Annotated in this window: 17 protein-coding genes; all 17 read left to right on the forward strand. The window is 69.1% G+C overall.

The window, feature by feature from the left end; translation table 11 throughout:
- The first annotated feature begins 9 nt into the window (after nt 1-9).
- On the forward strand, nt 10-1,491 hold the full coding sequence (locus tag D7W82_RS19375; RefSeq protein WP_120619787.1) for a TldD/PmbA family protein: 1,482 nt from the start codon (nt 10-12) through the stop codon (nt 1,489-1,491).
- An 8-nt stretch (nt 1,492-1,499) separates the two neighbouring features.
- Complete coding sequence (locus tag D7W82_RS19380; protein ID WP_120619765.1) at nt 1,500-2,846, forward strand: TldD/PmbA family protein; 1,347 nt, start codon at nt 1,500-1,502, stop codon at nt 2,844-2,846.
- Nucleotides 2,847-2,909: 63 nt separating this feature from the next.
- Nucleotides 2,910-3,920: a ParB/RepB/Spo0J family partition protein gene (locus D7W82_RS19385; protein ID WP_120619766.1), complete on the forward strand. Its 1,011-nt coding sequence runs from the start codon at nt 2,910-2,912 to the stop codon at nt 3,918-3,920.
- A 61-nt stretch (nt 3,921-3,981) separates the two neighbouring features.
- The gene (locus D7W82_RS19390; RefSeq protein ID WP_233587798.1) at nt 3,982-5,469 is read left to right on the forward strand and encodes a sigma-54 dependent transcriptional regulator; all 1,488 of its coding nucleotides are present in this window, start codon (nt 3,982-3,984) and stop codon (nt 5,467-5,469) included.
- Nucleotides 5,469-6,383, forward strand: a complete 915-nt coding sequence (gene gspC / locus D7W82_RS19395; RefSeq protein ID WP_171425370.1) for a type II secretion system protein GspC — start codon at nt 5,469-5,471, stop codon at nt 6,381-6,383. Before D7W82_RS19390 ends, gspC begins: the two co-directional genes overlap by 1 nt.
- Nucleotides 6,384-6,411: 28 nt before the next feature.
- Nucleotides 6,412-9,009, forward strand: coding sequence for a type II secretion system secretin GspD (gene gspD / locus D7W82_RS19400; RefSeq protein WP_120619768.1), 2,598 nt, complete (start codon nt 6,412-6,414; stop codon nt 9,007-9,009).
- 5 nt (nt 9,010-9,014) lie between these two features.
- Entirely contained in the window at nt 9,015-10,841 is a 1,827-nt protein-coding gene (gspE, locus tag D7W82_RS19405) for a type II secretion system ATPase GspE (protein WP_120619769.1), read from the forward strand.
- A 6-nt stretch (nt 10,842-10,847) separates the two neighbouring features.
- Complete coding sequence (gene gspF, locus D7W82_RS19410) at nt 10,848-12,104, forward strand: type II secretion system inner membrane protein GspF (RefSeq protein WP_120525673.1); 1,257 nt, start codon at nt 10,848-10,850, stop codon at nt 12,102-12,104.
- A gap of 17 nt (nt 12,105-12,121) precedes the next feature.
- Nucleotides 12,122-12,262, forward strand: coding sequence for a hypothetical protein (locus D7W82_RS41000; RefSeq protein WP_164933318.1), 141 nt, complete (start codon nt 12,122-12,124; stop codon nt 12,260-12,262).
- Nucleotides 12,263-12,336: 74 nt separating this feature from the next.
- Nucleotides 12,337-12,756: a type II secretion system major pseudopilin GspG gene (gspG, locus tag D7W82_RS19415; RefSeq protein WP_014398369.1), complete on the forward strand. Its 420-nt coding sequence runs from the start codon at nt 12,337-12,339 to the stop codon at nt 12,754-12,756.
- A gap of 57 nt (nt 12,757-12,813) precedes the next feature.
- Nucleotides 12,814-13,281, forward strand: a complete 468-nt coding sequence (locus D7W82_RS19420) for a type II secretion system protein GspG (protein ID WP_120619788.1) — start codon at nt 12,814-12,816, stop codon at nt 13,279-13,281.
- 8 nt (nt 13,282-13,289) lie between these two features.
- The gene (locus D7W82_RS19425; RefSeq protein ID WP_120619770.1) at nt 13,290-14,012 is read left to right on the forward strand and encodes a Tfp pilus assembly protein FimT/FimU; all 723 of its coding nucleotides are present in this window, start codon (nt 13,290-13,292) and stop codon (nt 14,010-14,012) included.
- On the forward strand, nt 14,009-14,947 hold the full coding sequence (locus tag D7W82_RS19430) for a prepilin-type N-terminal cleavage/methylation domain-containing protein (RefSeq protein WP_120619771.1): 939 nt from the start codon (nt 14,009-14,011) through the stop codon (nt 14,945-14,947). Before D7W82_RS19425 ends, D7W82_RS19430 begins: the two co-directional genes overlap by 4 nt.
- Nucleotides 14,944-15,618, forward strand: coding sequence for a type II secretion system protein GspJ (locus D7W82_RS19435; RefSeq protein ID WP_120619772.1), 675 nt, complete (start codon nt 14,944-14,946; stop codon nt 15,616-15,618). The genes D7W82_RS19430 and D7W82_RS19435 overlap by 4 nt, the downstream gene beginning before the upstream one ends.
- Nucleotides 15,618-17,054 carry a type II secretion system protein GspK gene (locus D7W82_RS19440; protein WP_120619773.1) on the forward strand — a complete coding sequence of 479 codons (1,437 nt, stop codon included), beginning with the start codon at nt 15,618-15,620 and terminating at the stop codon, nt 17,052-17,054. Before D7W82_RS19435 ends, D7W82_RS19440 begins: the two co-directional genes overlap by 1 nt.
- Nucleotide 17,055: 1 nt before the next feature.
- The gene (gene pilM, locus D7W82_RS19445; RefSeq protein ID WP_120619774.1) at nt 17,056-18,663 is read left to right on the forward strand and encodes a pilus assembly protein PilM; all 1,608 of its coding nucleotides are present in this window, start codon (nt 17,056-17,058) and stop codon (nt 18,661-18,663) included.
- Between the two features lies 1 nt (nt 18,664).
- Nucleotides 18,665-19,222, forward strand: coding sequence for a type II secretion system protein GspM (gene gspM / locus D7W82_RS19450; RefSeq protein WP_120619775.1), 558 nt, complete (start codon nt 18,665-18,667; stop codon nt 19,220-19,222).
- The last annotated feature ends 3 nt before the right edge of the window (nt 19,223-19,225 follow it).

Below are 19,225 nucleotides of genomic sequence, written 5' to 3' on the forward strand. Positions count from 1 at the left end.
AGCCCCTCCATGCCCCGAGCCCTCGCGTCCTCCCGGCGCGCCCGTCCCGCCCAGCTCGCCCCCCCGGCCGCGAGGCAGGCGGCCGCCTCCCCGCTCCTGCCCCCCGGTCTCTTGGAACGTCTGCTGGCGGAAGCCATGGGCCGGGGCGCGGACTTCGCGGAGGTGTACGTGGAGCGCACGTCCACCACCGCCGTGGTGCTGGAGGAGCAGCGCATCCGCAGCGCGCAGGTGGGCCTGGTGCAGGGCGTGGGCGTGCGGGTCATCGCCGGGGCCAAGGTGGGCTACGCCTACTCCGACGACTGGGACGAGGCCGCGCTCGTGCGCGCCGCGCGCACCGCCGCGATGATTGCCCAGGGCGGAGGCTCCGAGCGCGCCTTCCCCGTCAAGCGCGTGCCGGTGCCCAGCCATTACCGGGTCGGTCAGCCGCTGGAGGACGTGGCGGTGGCGCGCAAGACGGCGCTGCTCACCCGCGCGGATAAGGCCGCCCGCGCCTTCGACTCGCGCATCCAGCAGGTGAACGCGTCCTACGTGGATCAGACCAAGCGCATCGCCGTGGCCAACACCACCGGCCGCTTCAGCGAGGACACGCAGGACCAGTCCCGCATGAGCGTGCACGTGGTGGCGCTGGGGAAGAACGGCGAGCGGCGCACCGGCATGTACGGCAGCGGCGGCCGGGTGTCCTTCAGCTACTGGGACGGCGTCACGCCGGAGTCCGTGGCGGAGGAGGCCGCGCGCCAGGCCATCGCCACGCTGGGCGCGGTGGACTGCGTGGCCGGCCCGCAGACGGTGGTGCTGGCGCCGGGCTGGAGCGGCATCCTGCTGCATGAGGCGGTGGGCCACGGCCTGGAGGCGGACTTCATCCGCAAGGGCACGTCGCTGTTCGCGGGCAAGCTGGGGGAGAAGGTGGCCTCGGAGCTGGTGACGGTCATCGACGACGGCACGGTGTCCAGCGCGCGCGGCTCCATCAACATCGACGACGAGGGCGTGCCCGGCGAGCGCAAGGTCCTCATCGAGAACGGCGTCCTCAAGGGCTACCTCTATGATCAGCTCAACGCGAAGCTGATGAACCAGCGCTCCACGGGCTCAGGGAGGCGGGAGTCGTTCAAGAGCCTGCCCCTGCCGCGCATGACGAACACCTTCCTGGCGCCCGGCGACCACGCGCCGGAGGACATCCTCAAGGAGGTGAAGCGCGGGCTGTACTGCGCCACCTTCGGCGGAGGCCAGGTGGACATCAGCAACGGCAACTTCGTCTTCGAGGTCAGCGAGGCCTACCAGATTGAAGACGGCAGGCTGGGCCGCCCGGTGAAGAACGCCATCCTGATTGGCGTGGGGCCGGAGGCGCTGAAGAACATCAGCCGCGTGGGCTGCGACCCCATGCCGGACCCCGGCATGGGCATCTGCGTGAAGGACGGGCAGATGCTGCCCGTGGGGGTGGGCCTGCCCACCGTGCGCATCGACAACGTCACCGTGGGCGGAACGAAGGTCGGCTGAGGACAACCGTGAACTACGAACAGCTCGCGAAGAAAGTGGTCCAGCGCGCCGTGAAGAAGGGCGCGAAGCAGGCGGAGGCCTACCTGGAGGTGGGCCGCCAGAGCAGCGTGCGCGTCCGCGAAGGGCAGATTGAGGACCTCACGGAGGCCACCAGCAAGGGCCTGGGCATCCGGGTCATCGTGAAGGACCGGCTGGGCTTCGCGTACACGTCCGACTTCACGCCCGCGGGCCTGGAGCGCGTGGTGGACCTGGCCGTGCAGTTGGCGGAGGCCGCCGCGCCCAACAAGCTCAACGGCCTGCCCGGCGCGAAGGACCTGGGCAAGCGCGGAGACACCGGCCTCCTCTTCGACCCCAAGGTCGCGAACCTGCCCGGGGACTGGAAGATCAACGCGGCCCTGGAGGCGGAGCGCGCGGGCCGGGCGCAGGACACGCGCGTCGTCACCTTCGACTCCGTGTCCGCGGGCGACTTCGTGGCGGAGGTGTACCTCGCGTCCAGCGAGGGCGCGTCCGGCGGCTACTCCGGCACGTACGTGTACCTGGTCGCGGTGCCGGTGGCGTCGCAGGACGGGCAGCTCCAGACGGGCTACTGGCTGGACTACAAGCGCTTCCTGGACGACCTGGAGTCGCCGGAGTCCATCGGCCGCGAGGCCACGAAGCGCGCCGTGCGCATGCTGGGCGCGAAGCCGGTGAAGACGCAGCAGGTGCCGGTGGTGTTCGACCCGCTGGTGGCCGCGAGCTTCGTGGGCAACCTGTCCCAGGCCGCCAACGGCAACGCCGTGTACCAGCAGTCCAGCGTGCTCGCGCCCCACCTGGGCAAGCGGCTCGCGGGAAAGCACGTCACGCTGGTGGATGACGGCCTCCTGCCCCGGGGCCTCGCCACCGCGCCGTTCGATGGCGAGGGCGTCCCCACGCGCCGCACGCCCATCCTCGATGAGGGCGTGCTGTCCGGCTTCCTCTACGACGCCTTCACCGCGCGCAAGGCGAAGGCGCGCACCACGGGCAACGCGTCGCGCGGCTACAGCGCGCTGCCGGGCATTGGCACCACCAACCTCTACCTGGAGAAGGGCACGAAGACGCCGGAGGAGCTGATCCGCGAAGTGCCCCAGGGCCTCTACGTCACCGCCCTCCTGGGCCACGGCGCGGATCCGGTGTCCGGGGACATGTCCTGCGGGGCCAACGGCCTTTGGATTGAGAACGGTGAGCTGACCCACCCGGTGCAGGAGGTCACGGTCGCGGGCCACCTGCTCCAGATGTTGAAGGACGTGGACGCGGTGGGCAGCGACCTCCAGTTCCGGGGCGGCAGCGTGGGCGCGCCCACTGTCCGCTTCCGACAGCTCACCGTCTCCGGCGCGTAGCCCGCGCCACGCGGTCGCCTACGCTCGCGGACCTCATTTCCACCGGCACGAGGTGATGTCCGCATGGCCGCGAAGTCCGCCCGCAAGTCCGCCCCCGCGAAGTCGAAGTCGGCCACGCCGCGCAAGCCGCGCCGCAAGAAGGCCGAACCGAAGTCGCGGGGGCTGAGCGCGGCCGAGGTCGCGAGCGAGGCCGTGGCCTTCCCCGACGCCCTCCTCCAGGCGGTGCGCGAGGACGGCGGCGAGGTGCTGTCCGTCTACCGCGACCCGCTGGGCGGACACCCCGTCGTTTTCGCCGTGCTCCCCATCGACAAGGTGGAGCCCACGCCCTACCAGCGCGACCTGTCCGAGCCCCACGTGAAGCGGCTCGCCACCGCCATGGAGCGCCTGGACCGCTTCCTGGACCCCGTCATCGCCGTGCGCGTGGAGGGCCGCTACTGGACGCCCAACGGCAACCACCGCCTCAACGCCAGCAAGCTCCTGGGCGCGAAGTCCATCGTCGCGCTGCTCCTGCCGGACGAGGACGTGGCCTATCAAATCCTCGCCCTCAACACGGAGAAGGCCCACAACCTGAAGGAGCGCTCGCTGGAGGTCATCCGCATGGCGCGGGGCCTGGTCGGAGCGAAACGCCCGGGCAAGGAGTCCGCCTTCGCCCACCTCTTCGAGGAGCCCTCCTTCCTCACCCTGGGCGCCGCCTACGAGAAGCGCCCCCGCTTCTCCGCGGGCGCCTATCACCCCTTCGTCAAGGTGGTGGACGGCTTCCAGGACGTGCCCTTGCCCCAGGCCCTGGCCGTGCGCGACGCCCAGGCGGAGCTGCTGCTGGAACTGGACGACGCCGTGGTCGCCGTCGTCAACGCCCTCAAGGAGCGCGGCCTCCAGAGCCCCTACCTCAAGAACTTCGTCGTCGCCCGGCTCAACTTCCTGCGCTTCCGCAAGGACGGCCCGCCTCCCACCTTCGATTCCACCGTCAGCCGCATGCTGGCCAGCGCCCTGCGCTTCAACGTGGACAAGGTGCGCCGCGAGGACATTGGCCGCATGGGCGGCGGGCCCCTGGAGCCGGACGAGGAGCAGGCCTGAGAAGTCCAGGCCTGAAGGGAATGGGGATTGCAGGGCCGTGTTGAGAGAGGCCCGCACTCCCATGACATCTCCCACGGTCCTGGTCGTCGACGACGACCGCGCCAACCTCGATTCGGTCGCCCGCATCTTCCAGCGGGAAGGCTTCGCCACGTTGTCCGCCGCGCAGGGCACGGAGGCGCTGGAGCTGCTCCGGCGCCCGGAAGTCAGCGTCATGGTCACCGACCTGATGATGCCCGGCATGGACGGCCAGGAGCTGCTCAAGGCCAGCCGCGCCATCCGCCCGGACGTGGAGGTGGTGCTGATGACCGCCTACGGCACGGTGGAGACGGCCGTGGCCGCCATGAAGGACGGCGCCTACGACTTCATCACCAAGCCCCTCAAGCGCCACGCCCTGGTGAAGGCCGTGCAGAAGGCGCTGGAGAAGCAGGCGCTCGTCCAGGAGAACACCTCCCTCAAGGCGAAGCTCGCGGAGATCAACCCCGCGGGCGGGCGCGCCATGGTGGGCCAGTCCCCCGCCTTCCGCGCCATGCTGGACACCATCCGCCAGGCGGCGCCCTCCACCGCCACGGTGCTACTGCTGGGCGAATCCGGCACCGGCAAGGAGCTGGCCGCGCGGGCGCTGCACGAGCACTCCGCCCGGGCGAAGCAGCCCTTCATCGCCGTCAACTGCGGCGCCATCCCGGAGAGCATCCTGGAGGCGGAGCTCTTCGGCGTGGAGCGCGGCGCGTACACCGGCGCCGTCACCCGCCGCGAGGGCCGCTTCGAGCGGGCCAACGGCGGCACCCTCTTCCTGGACGAGGTGGGCGAGATGCCCCTCTCCGCGCAGGTGAAGCTCCTGCGCGTGCTCCAGGAGGGAGAGCTGGAGCGGCTGGGCGGCACGCAGACGGTGAAGGTGGACGTGCGGCTGGTCGCCGCCACCAACAAGGACCTGCAGAAGGAGGTCGCCGAAGGGCGCTTCCGCGAGGACCTCTACTACCGCCTGCACGTGGTGGAGCTCCGCGTGCCCGCGCTGGCCTCGCGCCGCGAGGACATCCCGCTCCTGGCGGAGGCCTTCCTGCGCCGCTTCTCCGCGAAGAACGGCAAGGTGCTGCGCGGCTTCTCCCCGGACGCCCTGGGCGTGCTGGAGAACTACGCGTGGCCGGGCAACGTGCGGGAGCTGGAGCACGCCGTGGAGCGCGCCGTGGTGCTGGCCCGCACGGACGTGCTGGAGGCCAGCGACCTGCCGGAGTCCGTGCGCAAGGGGCCCCTGGGCTCCGCCGGACAGCTGGTCATCCCCATCGGGACGCCCATGGAGGAGATTGAAAGGCGCGTCATCCACGAGACCCTGCGCCACACCCGCGGGGACAAGACGCTCGCCGCCCGCCTGCTGGGCATCGCCGCGCGCACCATCTACCGCAAGCTCGAGCGCGAGCAGGGCGGCCGGGGCCCCGTCCTATTCCGAAATAATTTCAAGGACTTGGCCGTAAGTCCTGGGTTTGACGCCCGCCCAGCGATGGCACCTGCCTTGCTCAAGGTCCCATCTGGGGCTGGCTTTCTCCCGGAAGCGTGATGGAACTCTTCTTTCGCAAGTACTTCTGGAGCGTGAACCTGTTGTTCATCCTGCTCGTCGCCCTGCTGGCGGCGCGCACGGTGAACCTGTTCGTCGAATCCTCCATCTCCCCCGCGCCCGCGTCCGAGGCTCCCGCCCGGGTCGCGCAGCGCACCCACGCCGCGGACAGCGGCCTCGCCACCATCGACGCGGAGCGCCTGTCGCGGCTCACCGGCGTGAAGCTCCCCGCGGAAGAGGTCGCGGTGAGGGAGCCGCCCACGTCGCCGGAGTTCGACGCCAACGCCCCGCCGGCCAAGAGCAGCCTTCGCGTGAAGCTCCTGGGCACGCTCGTCGCGGCCAACCCAGACTGGTCCTTCGCGTCCATCCAGGACATGAACACGCAGCGTTCGCAGACCTACATGATCGGCAACAACCTGATGGGCGCCACCGTCATGGAGATCGAACGCGAGCGCGTGATCATCAACAACAACGGCCGCCGCGAGTTCATCGACGGGCAGCCCGGTGACGGCGCCGTCGCCGCGTACACCCCGCCCCCCGTGGCGCCCACCGCCACGCCGACCAACAGCCTGGGCAACGGCATCAAGTCCACGGGTGAGAACGAGTACGAAGTCCCCAAGGCCGAAATCGACAAGACGTTGAGCAACCTCAACGACGTGGCGATGCAGGCGCGCATCGTGCCGGCCTTCAAGGACGGCCAGGCGGTGGGCTTCAAGCTGTTCTCCATCCGCCCGGACAGCATCTATTCGAAGATCGGCGTCCAGAACGGTGACGTCATCCGCCGCATCAACGGCTTCGACATGAACAGCCCCGAGAAGGCGCTGGAGATCTACTCGAAGCTGAAGGACTCCTCCCGTATCGAGATCGAGATCGAGCGCAACGGCGCGCCGATCCGCAAATCCTACAACGTCCGTTAAACACCCCCGTCAAAGCGCCCGCTCCTCCATGAAGACGACGCTCCCGTCCTGGATGCTCTGCCTGTGCCTCGCGCTCTCCGTTCCCGCGTGGGCCCAGCGCCGTCCTACACAGCCCGGCACCCCTGCCCCCGCTCCCGCGGGTGAACGTGACCGGACCATCACCCCGCAGAACGGCAGCGCCGCGCCCGCCGAGAACCAGGGCCCGCGCCAGACGCCCACGTGCGAGCAGGCCCGGCGCAACGCGCGCTACGGCATCTACTTCGACAAGGTGGACATCGAGAAGCTCGTCCAGACCGTGTCGGACGCCACGTGCCGCACCTTCATCCTCCCGGAGAACGTGCGCGGGAAGATCTCCATCATCGGGCCGGAGAACGGCCGCGTGGAGGTGGACGCGGACCAGTTCTACTCCGCGTTCCTCGCCGCGCTCGACGCGAACGGGCTCGCCGTCTACCCGTACGGCCGCTTCCTGAAGATCGTCGACAAGCGCTCGGCGAAGCAGAACCCCATCCCGACCATCGTGGACGAGGACACCCCGTACACGACGAACGAGCAGATGGTCACCAAGCTGTTCAAGATCAAGTACGTGGAGGTGGAGCCGCTGCGCGGCGTCCTCCAGCAGCTCGTGTCCAAGGACGGCGACACCATCCCGTACCCGCCGGACACCATCATCGTCAACGACGTGGGCTCCAACATCCACCGCCTGGAGCGCCTCATCAAGCAGCTGGACAGCCGCTCCTCCAGCGACGAGATGCGCATCATCCAGGTGCAGTACGCCACCGCGCAGGACGTGGCCAGCACCATCCAGAAGCTCTTCGAAGCCAAGGCCGGCGCGGGCGGCCGCACGGGCCAGCGCCCCGGCAACTTCACGCAGGGCCAGCCCGGCCAGCCTCCTCCGGGCGCGGAGGGCGTGGCCGGCACGGAGTCGGGCGGCGCCGTCACGCTGTCGCAGATCATCCCGGACGAGCGCACCAACAAGCTCATCGTCGTGGCCAGCCCCGCCGCCTTCGGCCGCATCGAGGACCTGGTGCGGGAGATCGACATCCCGTCCGGCAGCGGCAACAAGATCAACGTCTACCCGCTGGAGAACGCCAACTCGGAGGAGCTGGCCAGCACGCTCCAGTCGCTCGCGCAGGGCACCGCCAACCGCCCCCAGCGCGGCCCCATCCCGGCCCAGCCGCAGGGCCTGCCGCGCGCGCCCGCCCAGGCCGCGGAGCTGTTCAGCGGCGAGGTGAAGATCTCCGCGGACAAGGGCACCAACTCGCTGGTCATCGTCGCCAGCCAGGGCGACTACAAGAACATCGTTCAAATCATCCAGCAGCTGGATCAGCCGCGCCGCCAGGTGTTCGTGGAGGCGGTGATCATGGAAGTGAACCTGGACCGCAACAGCGAGTTCGGCATCAACTTCCACCAGGGCTTCAGCCTCAAGACGGATGACGGCGCCATCCCCGGCATCCTGGGCACCAACTACTCCGGCGGCTCCATCCCGCCGTCCTTCTCGCTGGCGAACCTGGCCAGCATGGGCGGCTTCCTCGCCGGCATCCAGGGCCCCGTCCTGCCGGAGCTCAAGAACCTGGGCATCGACATCCCGGCGTTCGGCGTGGTGCTCAACGCCATGCAGCAGTCGTCCGACGTGAACGTGCTGTCCACGCCGCACCTGCTCACCAGCGACAACGAGGAGGCTGAAATCACGGTGGGCCAGAACGTGCCCTTCCAGTCCGGCTTCACCCCGTCCGCGCTGGGCGCGTCGCTCGGCGGCGCTGGCGCTGGCGCTGGCGGCGTCAATCCGTCGCTGCTGGGCTCGCTGGGCGGCCTGGGGTCGCTGTACGCGCCCATCACCCGCCAGAACGTGGAGCTCAAGCTCACCGTCAAGCCGCAGATCAACGAGAGCGACTACATCCGCCTGGTCATCACCGAGCAGACGGAAGAGATCGCCTCCACGGACCCCGTCCTGGGCCCCACCACGTCGAAGCGCAGCGCGAAGACGACGGTCATCGCCAAGGACATGGAGACGGTGGTGATTGGCGGCATCATGCAGGACCGCACGCTGGAGTCCGTCTCCAAGGTGCCGGTGCTGGGTGACATCCCGCTCCTGGGCCACCTGTTCCGCGACACCACGCGCCGCAAGACGAAGACGAACCTGCTGCTCTTCCTCACGCCCTACATCATCCGCGGCCAGGAGGACTTCCGTCGCATCTTCGAGCGCAAGATGAAGGAGCGGCAGCAGTTCGTGGAGCAGTTCTACGGCCAGGTCCCCGGCTACGACGTCGCGGTGGACTTCAGCCGCAAGCCCGGCCCCCTGTCGCGCATGAACCAGTCCGTCATCAAGGAAGAGCAGCGGGTGGAGAACGGCGGCAGTGGCACGCCCAACGAGCGCGTCATCCGCCCGAACGGCTCCCCGGCTCCTGGCGGCGCCCCCTCCCCGTCCCCCGCGCGGCCGGGCGGGGAAGCGCCCGCTCCGCAGGAAGGCACCGCGCCCTCCCCCGAGGGTGACCAGGCGCCGCGAAATTTAGAGGCGCCTCCGGAGGGTTCGGAGAGATCAGTCCCCGCGCCGCAGCCCGAGGTGATCGCGCCCAGCCCGGACGCGGACACCGAGCGGCTGCGCATCCAGCCGGGAGACGGGGAGTAACAGCCATGGACCTGACCGCCGACACCACCACCTCTCAAGGCTCCGCCGCGACGCCCGACGTGTCCGGCGGCCGCAACGACGCCACCCAGGTCGTGGGCCACGGGCTCGCGTACCTCTGTGGCCGTCCGCTCGGGGAGATCCTCCGCGCGCTCGTCCCCGGCCTCACCCCGGAGAAGATTCAGGAGGCGCTCGCCACCCAGCAGGAGAAGGGCGGGCGGCTGGGTGAGGTCCTGGTGGGCATGAAGGCGGTCAGCGAAGAGGACGTCGCTCGCGCCCTGGGCCACCAGCTGGACCTGCCCTACCTCCAGCGCATCTTCTCCGAGGAGGTGGACGCGGACCTGGTCAAGCGCATCCCCATCAACTTCGCCCGCCAGACGCAGCTGCTGCCGCTCTCCCTGGAGGGCGACGAGGTGGTGCTCGCGGTGGCGGATCCGCTGGACACCACCGCGCTGGATCACGCGCGCCTGCTGCTGGGTCAGGGCATCCAGCCGCGCATCGCGCTCGCGTCCACCATCGTGGACGCCATCAACAGCGTGTACGACCGCTCCGTCAACGAAGCCGAAGCGCTCGTGGACGAGATGGAGACCACGGAGGACCTGGACTCGCTGGCCCATGAGCTGGAGGAGCCCAAGGACCTGCTGGACGCGGACGATGAAGCGCCCGTCATCCGGCTGGTGAACTCCGTGCTCTTCCGCGCCGCCAAGGAGCGCGCGAGCGATATCCACATCGAGCCCATGGAGCGCGAGCTCCTGGTGCGCTTCCGCATCGACGGTGTGCTCCAGGAGGTCATCAAGCCGCCCAAGCGCTACCAGAACTCCATCATCGCGCGCGTGAAGGTGATGGGGCAGCTCAACATCGCTGAGAAGCGCCTGCCGCAGGACGGCCGCATCCGCATCAAGCTCGCGGGCCGCGACATCGACATCCGTCTGTCCACCACGCCCACGTCCTTCGGCGAGCGCATCGTCATGCGTCTGCTCGACAAGACGGCGACGCTCTTGGACCTGGCGGAGATCGGCATGAGCCCGCAGGTGCTGGGCAACATGGAGTCCGTCATCAAGCGCTCGCACGGCATCGTCCTGGTGACGGGCCCCACGGGCTCCGGCAAGACGACCACGCTCTACGGCGCGCTCTCGAAGATCAACACGTCGGACCTCAACATCCTCACCGTCGAGGACCCGGTCGAGTACCAGCTCAAGGGCATTGGCCAGATGGCCATCGCCCCGAAGATTGGCCTCACGTTCGCGCAGGGCCTGCGCTCCTTCCTCCGCCAGGACCCCGACGTCATCATGGTCGGTGAGATCCGCGACAAGGAGACGGCGGAGATCGCCATCCAGGCGTCCCTCACGGGCCACCTGGTGCTCTCCACGGTGCACACCAACGACGCGGCCGGCGCCGTGACGCGACTCGTGGACATGGGCGTGCAGCCCTTCCTCGTGGCGTCGTCGCTCACCGGCATCCTCGCCCAGCGCCTCGTGCGCCGGGTGTGCCCGGACTGCCGGCAGGCCTACACGCCCACGGACGCGGAGCTCAAGGAGCTGGGCTTCACGCTCGCCAGCTTCAAGGCGAAGTTCAACACGGACCGCATCTACCGCGCGACGGGTTGCCCGTCCTGCAACCGCAACGGCTACCGCGGCCGCTCCGGCATCTACGAGTTCCTCTTCGTGGACGACGACGTGCGCCAGCTGGTGCTCAAGAACGTGGACGCGTCCACCATCAAGAAGTCCGCCCTGGCCAAGGGCATGACGACGCTGCTGGACGACGGCGTGCGGAAGATCGCCCTGGGCGAGACGACCATCGCCGAAGTGCTGAGCATCACGCAGGAGGACATCTAGTCCGCCATGCCCGTCTTCGAATACAGAGGCCTCGATTCCCACGGCAAGCAGAAGAAGGGCTTGCTGGAGGCGGACTCGCCCAAGACGCTGCGCTCCAAGCTGCGCGCCGACGGCATCTTCCTGACCGACGTGCTCGGGCAGGCGGAGGGAAGCCGCGCGGGCGTGTCCAAGGGCGCCAACGCCTCGCTCGTGGCGCGCGACGTGGACCTGCGCAAGCTGGCCGGCGGCCGGGTCAGCACCGAGGACGTCGCCATCCTCACCCGCCAGCTCGCGACCCTGCTGGGCGCGGGCGTCACCATCGTGGACTCGCTCAACGCGCTGGTGGACCAGGCGGAGAAGGAGCGCCTCAAGCGCGCCCTCTCCGACATCAAGCAGCGCGTGAACGAAGGGTCCTCCCTGGCGGACGCGTTCAGCCAGCACCCGAAGATCTTCCCCAGCATCTACATCAACATGGTGCGCGCGGGTGAGGCCTCCGGCGCGCTGGACACCGTGCTGCTGCGCCTGGCGGACTTCACGGAGAACCAGGCCAAGCTGCAGCAGAAGATCATCGGCACCATGCTCTACCCCGCCATCATGATGCTGGTGGGCGGCGGCATCCTCGTGCTGCTGATGGTGTTCGTCGTCCCGAAGGTCACGAAGATCTTCGAGACGATGAAGGCCACCCTGCCTTTGAACACGCGCATCCTCATCGCCGCGTCCAACTTCATGCAGGCGTGGTGGTTCCTGGTGATTCCTTCCATGGTGGCGGGCTTCATCTTCTTCATGCGCTGGACGAAGAGCCCCAAGGGCAAGCCCAAGTGGGACCGCTTCACGCTCAAGGCGCCCATCTTCGGCAGCCTCGTGCGCCTGCTGGCCATCTCCCGCTTCGCGCGCACGCTGTCCACGCTGCTCAAGAGCGGCGTGCCCATGCTGGCCGCGCTGGACATCGTCAAGGCGGTGATGACGAACTCGGTGCTGGCGGACGCGGTGGAGAACGCCCGCGAGTCCATCCGCGAGGGCGAGAGCATCGCCACGCCCCTCAAGCGCTCCGGCCAGTTCCCGCCGCTCGTGTACCACATGGTCGCCATCGGTGAGAAATCAGGGCAGCTGGAGGACATGCTCCTGTCGGTGGCGGACTCCTATGAGACGCAGGTGAACGTGCGCATCGGCGCGCTCACCAGCCTCCTGGAGCCCATGCTCATCGTGGTGATGGGCGTGATGATTGCATTCGTCGCCCTCTCCATCCTGATGCCGATTCTGCAGGTGAACACGGCCATCCATTAGGTGGAGGGAGCCTCGCGATGAACGACACGCTCGACCGGTGGATCCAGCGCGCCACGCTGACGGGGCTCCTGGCCCTGGCCGCCACGCTGGCGACGGTGGGGGCCACCCTCTACGCCCACCGCGACCCGCCCGCCGCCCCCAGCGCGGGCACGCCCTGAATCAACGCCTCTGACATCCCGACACACCCATTGCGCGGTGGCTTGCCAGAAAGTCACCCGAAGGTGAGGACGACATGACGACGACGAACGCGAAGAAGCAGCAGCGCCGCAAGAACCGCGGCATGACCCTCATCGAGATCATGGTGGTCATCACCATCCTCGGGCTCATCGCGGCGGCGGTGGGCGTGGCCGTCATCCCGAAGCTGGAAGAGGCCAAGCAGGACACCGCGAAGCTGGACATCCGCAACATCCAGAGCGCGATGAAGCTCTACTACACGAAGAAGGGCTCCTACCCGGACACCGCGACGGGCCTCAAGGCGCTGGTGGACACCAACAACCTGGAGCGCATGCCGCTGGACCCCTGGGGCCGCGAGTACGTGTACATGAACGAGGGCGGCAAGCCGGTCATCACCAGCTACGGCGCCGACGGCAACCCGGGCGGCGAGGGCTCCGACGCCGACATCTCCTCCAAGGACCAGAACGCCCGGCAGTAACGGGCGTTTCCTGAAGCAAAGCCGCGCCTCCCGCGTGTTGTCGTAGGAATGCCCGTGATGACTCCCGAGCACACTTCCTCCCCGACGTCCGCGCGCGAGGCGCGAGCCGTTTCCAGCGAGCAGGCCCGCGCCCGCTCGCAGCGCACGGGCCGCCTGCTGCTCCTGGGCGTCTTCGTTGTCGCCACCCTGCTCGCGTTCGCGCTGGTGTGGGTCACCGAGGACAACACCCTCACGCCCACCCAGCGCCAGGCGCGCGAGCAGATCCGCCGCCTGGAGGGCTTCTTCAAGGCCTACCACCGGCTGATGGGCTCCTTCCCCACGCAGGCGGAGGGCTTCGCGCCGCTCATCGCCTCCAAGGTGCTGGACGGCACGCCGCTCGACCCGTGGGGCCACCCGTACGTCTACCGCATGGAGGGCAAGTCGGGCGCCGTGCTGTCGCTGGGCTCCGACGGCAAGCCCGGCGGCACCGGCGACGCCGCGGACCTCTTCAGCGGCGGCATCGTGGCACAGGAGGTGCAGCCTTGAAGCCGGCCATGTCCCCTGCTCCCGCCCGCCGCCGTCGCGCTCCGCGCGGCCTCACGCTGATTGAGATCTCCATCGCGCTGGCCATCGCGGCGGTGATGTTCGCCGCGGTGACCATTGGCATCGGCGCCATCACCGGCGCGAAGGCGAAGGGCAGCGCCACGGAGCTCGCGGGCGTCATCCGCTCGCTCTACGACTCGGCGGCGCTCAGCGGCAGGACGTGCCGGCTGGTGTTCGAAATCCCCGACCCGAAGCGCGAGGAGGCCACGAAATACCACGCCGAATGCGCCGCGGGCGGCGTCACCACCTCGCGCGACCGGGACTCGGCGCTCCGCGACGAAGCGCGCGACCGCGAGCGCGCCCGCAAGGAAGGCAACAACGGCGGGGATACGCGCAAGAACTACACGCGCTCGGAAGGCTCGCAGCCGTCCGCGCAGGAGCTGATGGACGAGGAGAAGAACCGCATCGAGTCCCAGTCCACCTTCTCCGCGTACACCGCGGAGGAGATCTCCCCCAAGCAGCTCCCGGCGGGCGTGGCGGTGTCGGTGTGGACGCGGCAGCAGCGCGAGCCGGTGGAGAGCGGCGTGGCCTATCTCTACTTCTTCCCGCAGGGCTACACGGAGAAGGCCATGGTCTTCCTGCGCCAGGGTGACAACGCCTGGACGCTGGACGTGTCACCCCTGACGGGCAAGGTGTTCATCGCATCCGAGGCCCTGGAGGTGCCCCGCTCATGACGACCCCAACGCGCAGGCGCGGGGGCTTCACCCTGCTGGAGACGATGGTGGCCATGGCCATCCTCAGCGTCGCGCTGATGGCCATCTTCGACCTCAACTCCGGCGCGGTGGCGAACCACGTCTACACCAAGCGGCTCACCGTGGCGGCGCTGCTGTCCCGCTCGAAGATGACGGACCTGGAGCAGAAGCTCTACGACGACGGCTTCGAACAGGACGACGACGAGCAGTCCGGCGACTTCTCCGACGAGGGCTGGCCCCAGTTCAAGTGGCGCGCCCGCATCATCGCGCCCAAGACGGACGGCGTGACGCCGGATCAGCTCATCGGCGCCATCTTCAACCTGCCCATGGGCGGCGGCGACTCCGGCGACCCGCTGGGCGGCCTGGCCAGCCTCTTTGGCGGCGGCGGCGGCGGCGACGGCAAGGGCGGCACGCCCCCCGGAAGCACCACGTCGGCCAGCCCCCTGGGCGCGGGCGCCATGAGCATGGCGCAGCCCATGTTCACGCAGATGGTGGACCAGCTCACCAAGTCCGTCCGCGAGGTGCACCTCACCGTGTACTGGAAGGAAGGCACCCAGGTGGAGAGCGTGGACGTGGTGACGCACGTCGTGTCCCTGGGGCCCGGCGGCGACCGCAACGGCGGCTTCACGCCCAACCCAGGCAGCACGGCGGGCGCGGAGAACCAGTGGGTGAACCCGCGCACGGGCCAGGTGGTGGACAACCCCATCCCCGGCCCCAACGGCCAGATGCTGGACCCGAACACGCGTGAGCCGCTGGTCAACCGGGCGGCCCAGCTGGATCAGCTCAACAGGAACATGGGCGGCCAGCAGGGCGGCGGCACCGGCAACACCGGCGTCAACCCGCGCGGGCCGGGCGGCATCTTCGGCGGGATGCGCGGCATGCCGGGCATGCCTCGCGGCGGAGGGACCATCCGATGAAGCGGCGCATGCGTGGCTTTACCCTCATGGAGGTCATGGTGGCGGTGGGCATCACCGCCCTCATGGGCACCGTCGTCGCCCTGGCCTTCCAGACGGGCATCAACGCCAAGGAGGTCGTGGAGGGCGAGGCGGAGCGCTACCGCATGGTGCGCGTGTCGCTCAACCGCATGGCGCGGGAGGTGGGCTCCGCGTTCGTGAGCGACCGCTACGACTTGCGCCGCTTCCGCGACCAGAACGACCGGCCCACCAACTTCATTGGCGAGCGCGAGAAGCTGACGTTCACGACGTTCGCGCACCAGCGCCTGTACACGGACGTGAAGGAGTCCGACCAGGCGGTGGTGGAGTACTTCGTGGAGAACTCCTCCGAGCGCGGCGCCCGGCAGCGGCAGGACCTGAAGCGGCGGGTGAACCCCAACGTGGGGGAGCGCATGGACCGGGGCGGCACCACGGACGTCCTCTTCGAGGGCGTCAAGGGCGTCGAGTTCGCCTACTGGGACTCCGACAAGAAGGAGTGGGACGACGAATGGGACACGCGGCGCACGGAGAAGAAGGACCTGCTGCCCACGCGCGTGCGCATCACCGTCATCGCCCTGGATGAGGCGGGCAAGGAGGCGCGCTACACCACGCAGGCGCGCATCGTGCTCAACACCACCCTGCCGAGGTTCAACTGATGGCCTTCCCCTTCTTCCAGCAGGCGCCCCGCCGGCGCGGCAAGGCGCGGACGGCCGTTCCCCAGGCTCCGGCGCCGCGGCGCTCGCCCGCGGCGCGCAAGCACCGGCGCTCGCGCGGCGTGGCGCTCATCATCGCGCTCGTGTCCATCACGCTGCTCACGGTGGTGGCCACGGAGTTCGCCTACAACAGCCGCGTGGACCTGCAGCTCGCCGCCAACCAGCGCGACGAAGTGCGCGCCTATTACATGGCCCGCTCCGGCCTGTCGCTGGGGCGGCTGCTGCTTCGCTTCCAGAAGCAGGTGGACCAGACGCCCATCCCCAACCCCGCGAGCATCCTGGGCGCTCTGGGCGGCCTCACGGGCGGCGGCACCCCTGGCGCCGCCGGCGCGAACGCGTTCCAGCCGCAGTCGCTCAACCTCCAGCTCTGGAAGCTGGCGCGGGTGGACTGCCACATGCTCAAGGGGCTGGTGAAGAGCGACGGCGCGCAAGGCGAGGACGGCCGCCCCGTGGAGACGGAGCCCGTGGCGGTGGACCCCAACTTCCAGATGGAGGGCGAGGACGGGGAGAGCGCGGGCGCGGCCACGCAGATGGCGGCGCAGATGCAGCGCAGGTCCTTCGGCGGCTTCGAGGGCTGCTTCCTCGCGACCATCAGCGACGAGGAGGAGAAGCTCAACGTCATGCGCCTGAACACCGGCGGCGCGGAGTCGCAGGCCACCGCCGCGCGCATGCTGGACATGTTCGCGGACAAGCGCTTCGAGTTCCTCTGGCAGCAGGACGACGCCAACAAGACGCGCTCCACGCCCAGGGACACCATCCTCGCGCTGAAGGACTGGTCGGACGAGGACACCACCCAGTCCACCCTCAACGAGAAGGACCCGACGAACCCCTTCGTCGCGGGCTTCGCGGACGAGGGTTCCCCGTACAGCCGCTACGAACCGCGCTATGACGTCAAGAACGCGCGCTTCGACAGCCTGGACGAGCTGTACCGCGTGCATGGCGTCAACGACCGCTTCATGGCGGCCTTCCGAGACCGGCTCACGGTGTACCCGGACATCAACTCCAAGCCGAACGTCAACACCGACGACCCCATCATGCTGGGGCTGGCCATCATGTCCGCCGCGGACCCCAACCGGCCGGATCCGCGCCTGACGGACCCTGTGTTCCTCAACGAGCTCATCAGCCGCATCCGCGCCGCGCGCATGTTCAGCTTCTTCGGCATGTCGGTGTCGGACTTCGTGGGCGTCATCGAGCAGGCCGGCATCGCGGTCAATCCGCTCATCAAGGGCAACGTCCAGCAGAACCGCTACCTGGGCGACAAGAGCAAGACTTTCACCATCAAGTCCGTGGGAGAGGCCGGCAGCGTCCAGAAGACGCTCACCGCCGTCATCCGCCTGGACGACGGGCTGGGCAAGCTCGTGTATTACAGAGAGGAATAGCATGGCCCGCATTCTTGGCCTGGACCTGGGCAGCCACTCCGTGAAGGGGGTGGTCCTCACCTCCGGGACGAAAAGCAACACCACCCAGGCCTACGCGGAAGTGCGCCGCGCGCAGGAAGGCGAGCGCTCGGAGACGCTGCGCGCCGCGGTGGAGGAGCTGCTCGCGAAGATGCCGCAGGGGCACGTGGACCAGGTCGTCATCGCCCTGCCCGGCCCGTCCCTCACCACGCACGCGGTGAGCCTGCCCTTCTCCGACAGCAAGCGCGTGGAGGCGACGCTGCCCTTCGAAGTGGGCAGCCAGCTGCCGTTCGACATCTCGGAGGTCGTCTACGACTACCAGGTGGTCGGCCAGAAGGACACCGGCGGCAAGGACAAGGCCGCGGACCTGCTGGTCGGCGTGGTGAAGAAGGAGGAGCTCCAGTCGCTCCTGGCGCTGCTGGGCACCCTCCAGGTGGATCCGCGCGTCATCACCCACCCGGCGCTCGCGTACCAGAACCTCTTCACCCAGCTGCCCGGCCTCTTCGAGGGCATGAGTGAAGGCGGCCCGGTGGCGGTGGTGGACATCGGGCACGAGCGCACGGCGGTGGCCATTGGCCAGCCGGGCAAGGGCGTGGAGTTCGCGCGCACCTTCGCGGGCGGCGGGCGCGACCTGACGCGCGCCCTGGCCACGGAGTTCCAGACGACGCTGCCGGAGGCCCACGCGTGGAAGGAAGCGCACGGCGCCATGGCCAGCGCCGCGCAGGGACCGGACGCCGAGCGCGCCGCGAACGCCTTCATCCGCGGCCTGCAGCCGGTGCTGCGTGAGCTGCGCCCGTCCTTCAAGTCCTTCGCCGCGCGCGCCCGCCAGCAGGTCTCCGCGGTGGTGCTGTGCGGCGGCACCGCGCGGATGCCGGGCCTGGCCGAGCAGCTGTCCAAGGACCTGAACCTGCCGGTGCGCGTGCTGGCGCTCCCGGTGGACGCGGCGGAGAAGATTGGCCCCCGGGAGACGCCGTCCGCGGCGCAGGCGTACGCGCTGGCCATGCGCGGCAACGCGGCCGGGGTGAAGGCGCCGCGCTTCAACCTGCGCCGCGGTGAGTTCGCCTTCAAGGGCGGCTACGACTACGTGAAGGACCGGCTGGGCCTGCTGGCGTCCTTCGCGGTGACGCTGCTCTTGCTGCTCATCGCCTTCGGCGTCGTGCGCAACACGGTGCTTTCGCGGCGCGAGGCGGAGGTGGACGCGGTGCTCTGCAAGACGACCCAGCGCATCCTGGGCACCTGCGAGACGAACTACGACCGCGCGCTGAACATGCTCAAGGGCGTGGAGAGCCCTGCCGCGGCGCTGCCCGCGATGTCCGCGGTGAACCTGCTGGCGGAAGTCACCCAGCGCGTCCCTCCGGAGGTGCCGGTGAAGTTCGACCGCATCCAGGTGGACCTGGACCGCATCATGCTCCAGGGAGAGACGGACAGCTCCAAGCAGATCGACACGCTCTCCGCCGCCTTGAAGGGCCACCGCTGCTTCAAGGACGTGAAGGAGGGCAAGGTGGAGAAGACACGCGACGGGCAGAAGGTGACCTTCCGCCTGGACGTGCAGGTGCAGTGCCCCGGCGAGACGCCGGCGGGAGAGACCTGACATGGGAAAGCTTCGAGAACTCTTCGCGCCCCTCCAGACCTGGTTCGAGCGGCTCTCCGACCGCGAGCGCAAGCTCGTGGCGCTGGCCGGCTCCGCGGTGCTGGTGTTCGTGCTCTTCGTCACCCTCTTCAGCTTCGCCAACAGCGCGCAGGGCTACCGCCGGCGCACGCAGGACAAGCTGGCGAAGCTGCAGGAGGTGCAGGCCCTGGCGACCAGCTACGGCCAGGCGCAGGCGGAGCGGCAGAACGTGGAGCAGCAGCTCACCCAGAGCAACGTGCGGCTGATCACCTACATTGAAGACAAGGCCACCGCCGCGGGCCTCACCGTCCCCAACATGACGCCCAAGGGCGACGTGGGCGTGGGGGACGGGAAGATCATCGAAAGCTCCGTGGAGCTGACCTTCACGGACGTGGACCTGCGCAAGCTGACGGACTTCCTGCGCACGGTGGAGACGGGCCCGGGCATCGTGAAGGTGAAGTACCTGCGCGTGGAGCCCCGGCCCGCCACGGACACCCTGACGGCGTGGACGACCGTCGCGACCTACCGGATGAAGCAATAGCCC

This window comes from Corallococcus sp. CA049B (assembly GCF_003611685.1).
Classification (GTDB): Bacteria; Myxococcota; Myxococcia; order Myxococcales; family Myxococcaceae; genus Corallococcus; species Corallococcus coralloides.

What these genes read in the sequence shown, in the direction of transcription:
- D7W82_RS19375 (WP_120619787.1), top strand. Translation starts at nt 10, where the DNA reads ATGCCCCGAGCCCTCGCGTCCTCCCGGCGCGCCCGTCCCGCCCAGCTC.
- D7W82_RS19425 (WP_120619770.1), top strand. Translation starts at nt 13,290, where the DNA reads ATGTCCCCTGCTCCCGCCCGCCGCCGTCGCGCTCCGCGCGGCCTCACG.
- D7W82_RS19420 (WP_120619788.1), top strand. Translation starts at nt 12,814, where the DNA reads ATGACTCCCGAGCACACTTCCTCCCCGACGTCCGCGCGCGAGGCGCGA.
- D7W82_RS19440 (WP_120619773.1), top strand. Translation starts at nt 15,618, where the DNA reads ATGGCCTTCCCCTTCTTCCAGCAGGCGCCCCGCCGGCGCGGCAAGGCG.
- D7W82_RS19385 (WP_120619766.1), top strand. Translation starts at nt 2,910, where the DNA reads ATGGCCGCGAAGTCCGCCCGCAAGTCCGCCCCCGCGAAGTCGAAGTCG.
- D7W82_RS41000 (WP_164933318.1), top strand. Translation starts at nt 12,122, where the DNA reads ATGAACGACACGCTCGACCGGTGGATCCAGCGCGCCACGCTGACGGGG.
- D7W82_RS19390 (WP_233587798.1), top strand. Translation starts at nt 3,982, where the DNA reads ATGACATCTCCCACGGTCCTGGTCGTCGACGACGACCGCGCCAACCTC.
- gspG (WP_014398369.1), top strand. Translation starts at nt 12,337, where the DNA reads ATGACGACGACGAACGCGAAGAAGCAGCAGCGCCGCAAGAACCGCGGC.
- gspF (WP_120525673.1), top strand. Translation starts at nt 10,848, where the DNA reads ATGCCCGTCTTCGAATACAGAGGCCTCGATTCCCACGGCAAGCAGAAG.
- gspC (WP_171425370.1), top strand. Translation starts at nt 5,469, where the DNA reads ATGGAACTCTTCTTTCGCAAGTACTTCTGGAGCGTGAACCTGTTGTTC.
- gspM (WP_120619775.1), top strand. Translation starts at nt 18,665, where the DNA reads ATGGGAAAGCTTCGAGAACTCTTCGCGCCCCTCCAGACCTGGTTCGAG.
- gspE (WP_120619769.1), top strand. Translation starts at nt 9,015, where the DNA reads ATGGACCTGACCGCCGACACCACCACCTCTCAAGGCTCCGCCGCGACG.
- pilM (WP_120619774.1), top strand. Translation starts at nt 17,056, where the DNA reads ATGGCCCGCATTCTTGGCCTGGACCTGGGCAGCCACTCCGTGAAGGGG.
- D7W82_RS19435 (WP_120619772.1), top strand. Translation starts at nt 14,944, where the DNA reads ATGAAGCGGCGCATGCGTGGCTTTACCCTCATGGAGGTCATGGTGGCG.
- D7W82_RS19430 (WP_120619771.1), top strand. Translation starts at nt 14,009, where the DNA reads ATGACGACCCCAACGCGCAGGCGCGGGGGCTTCACCCTGCTGGAGACG.
- gspD (WP_120619768.1), top strand. Translation starts at nt 6,412, where the DNA reads ATGAAGACGACGCTCCCGTCCTGGATGCTCTGCCTGTGCCTCGCGCTC.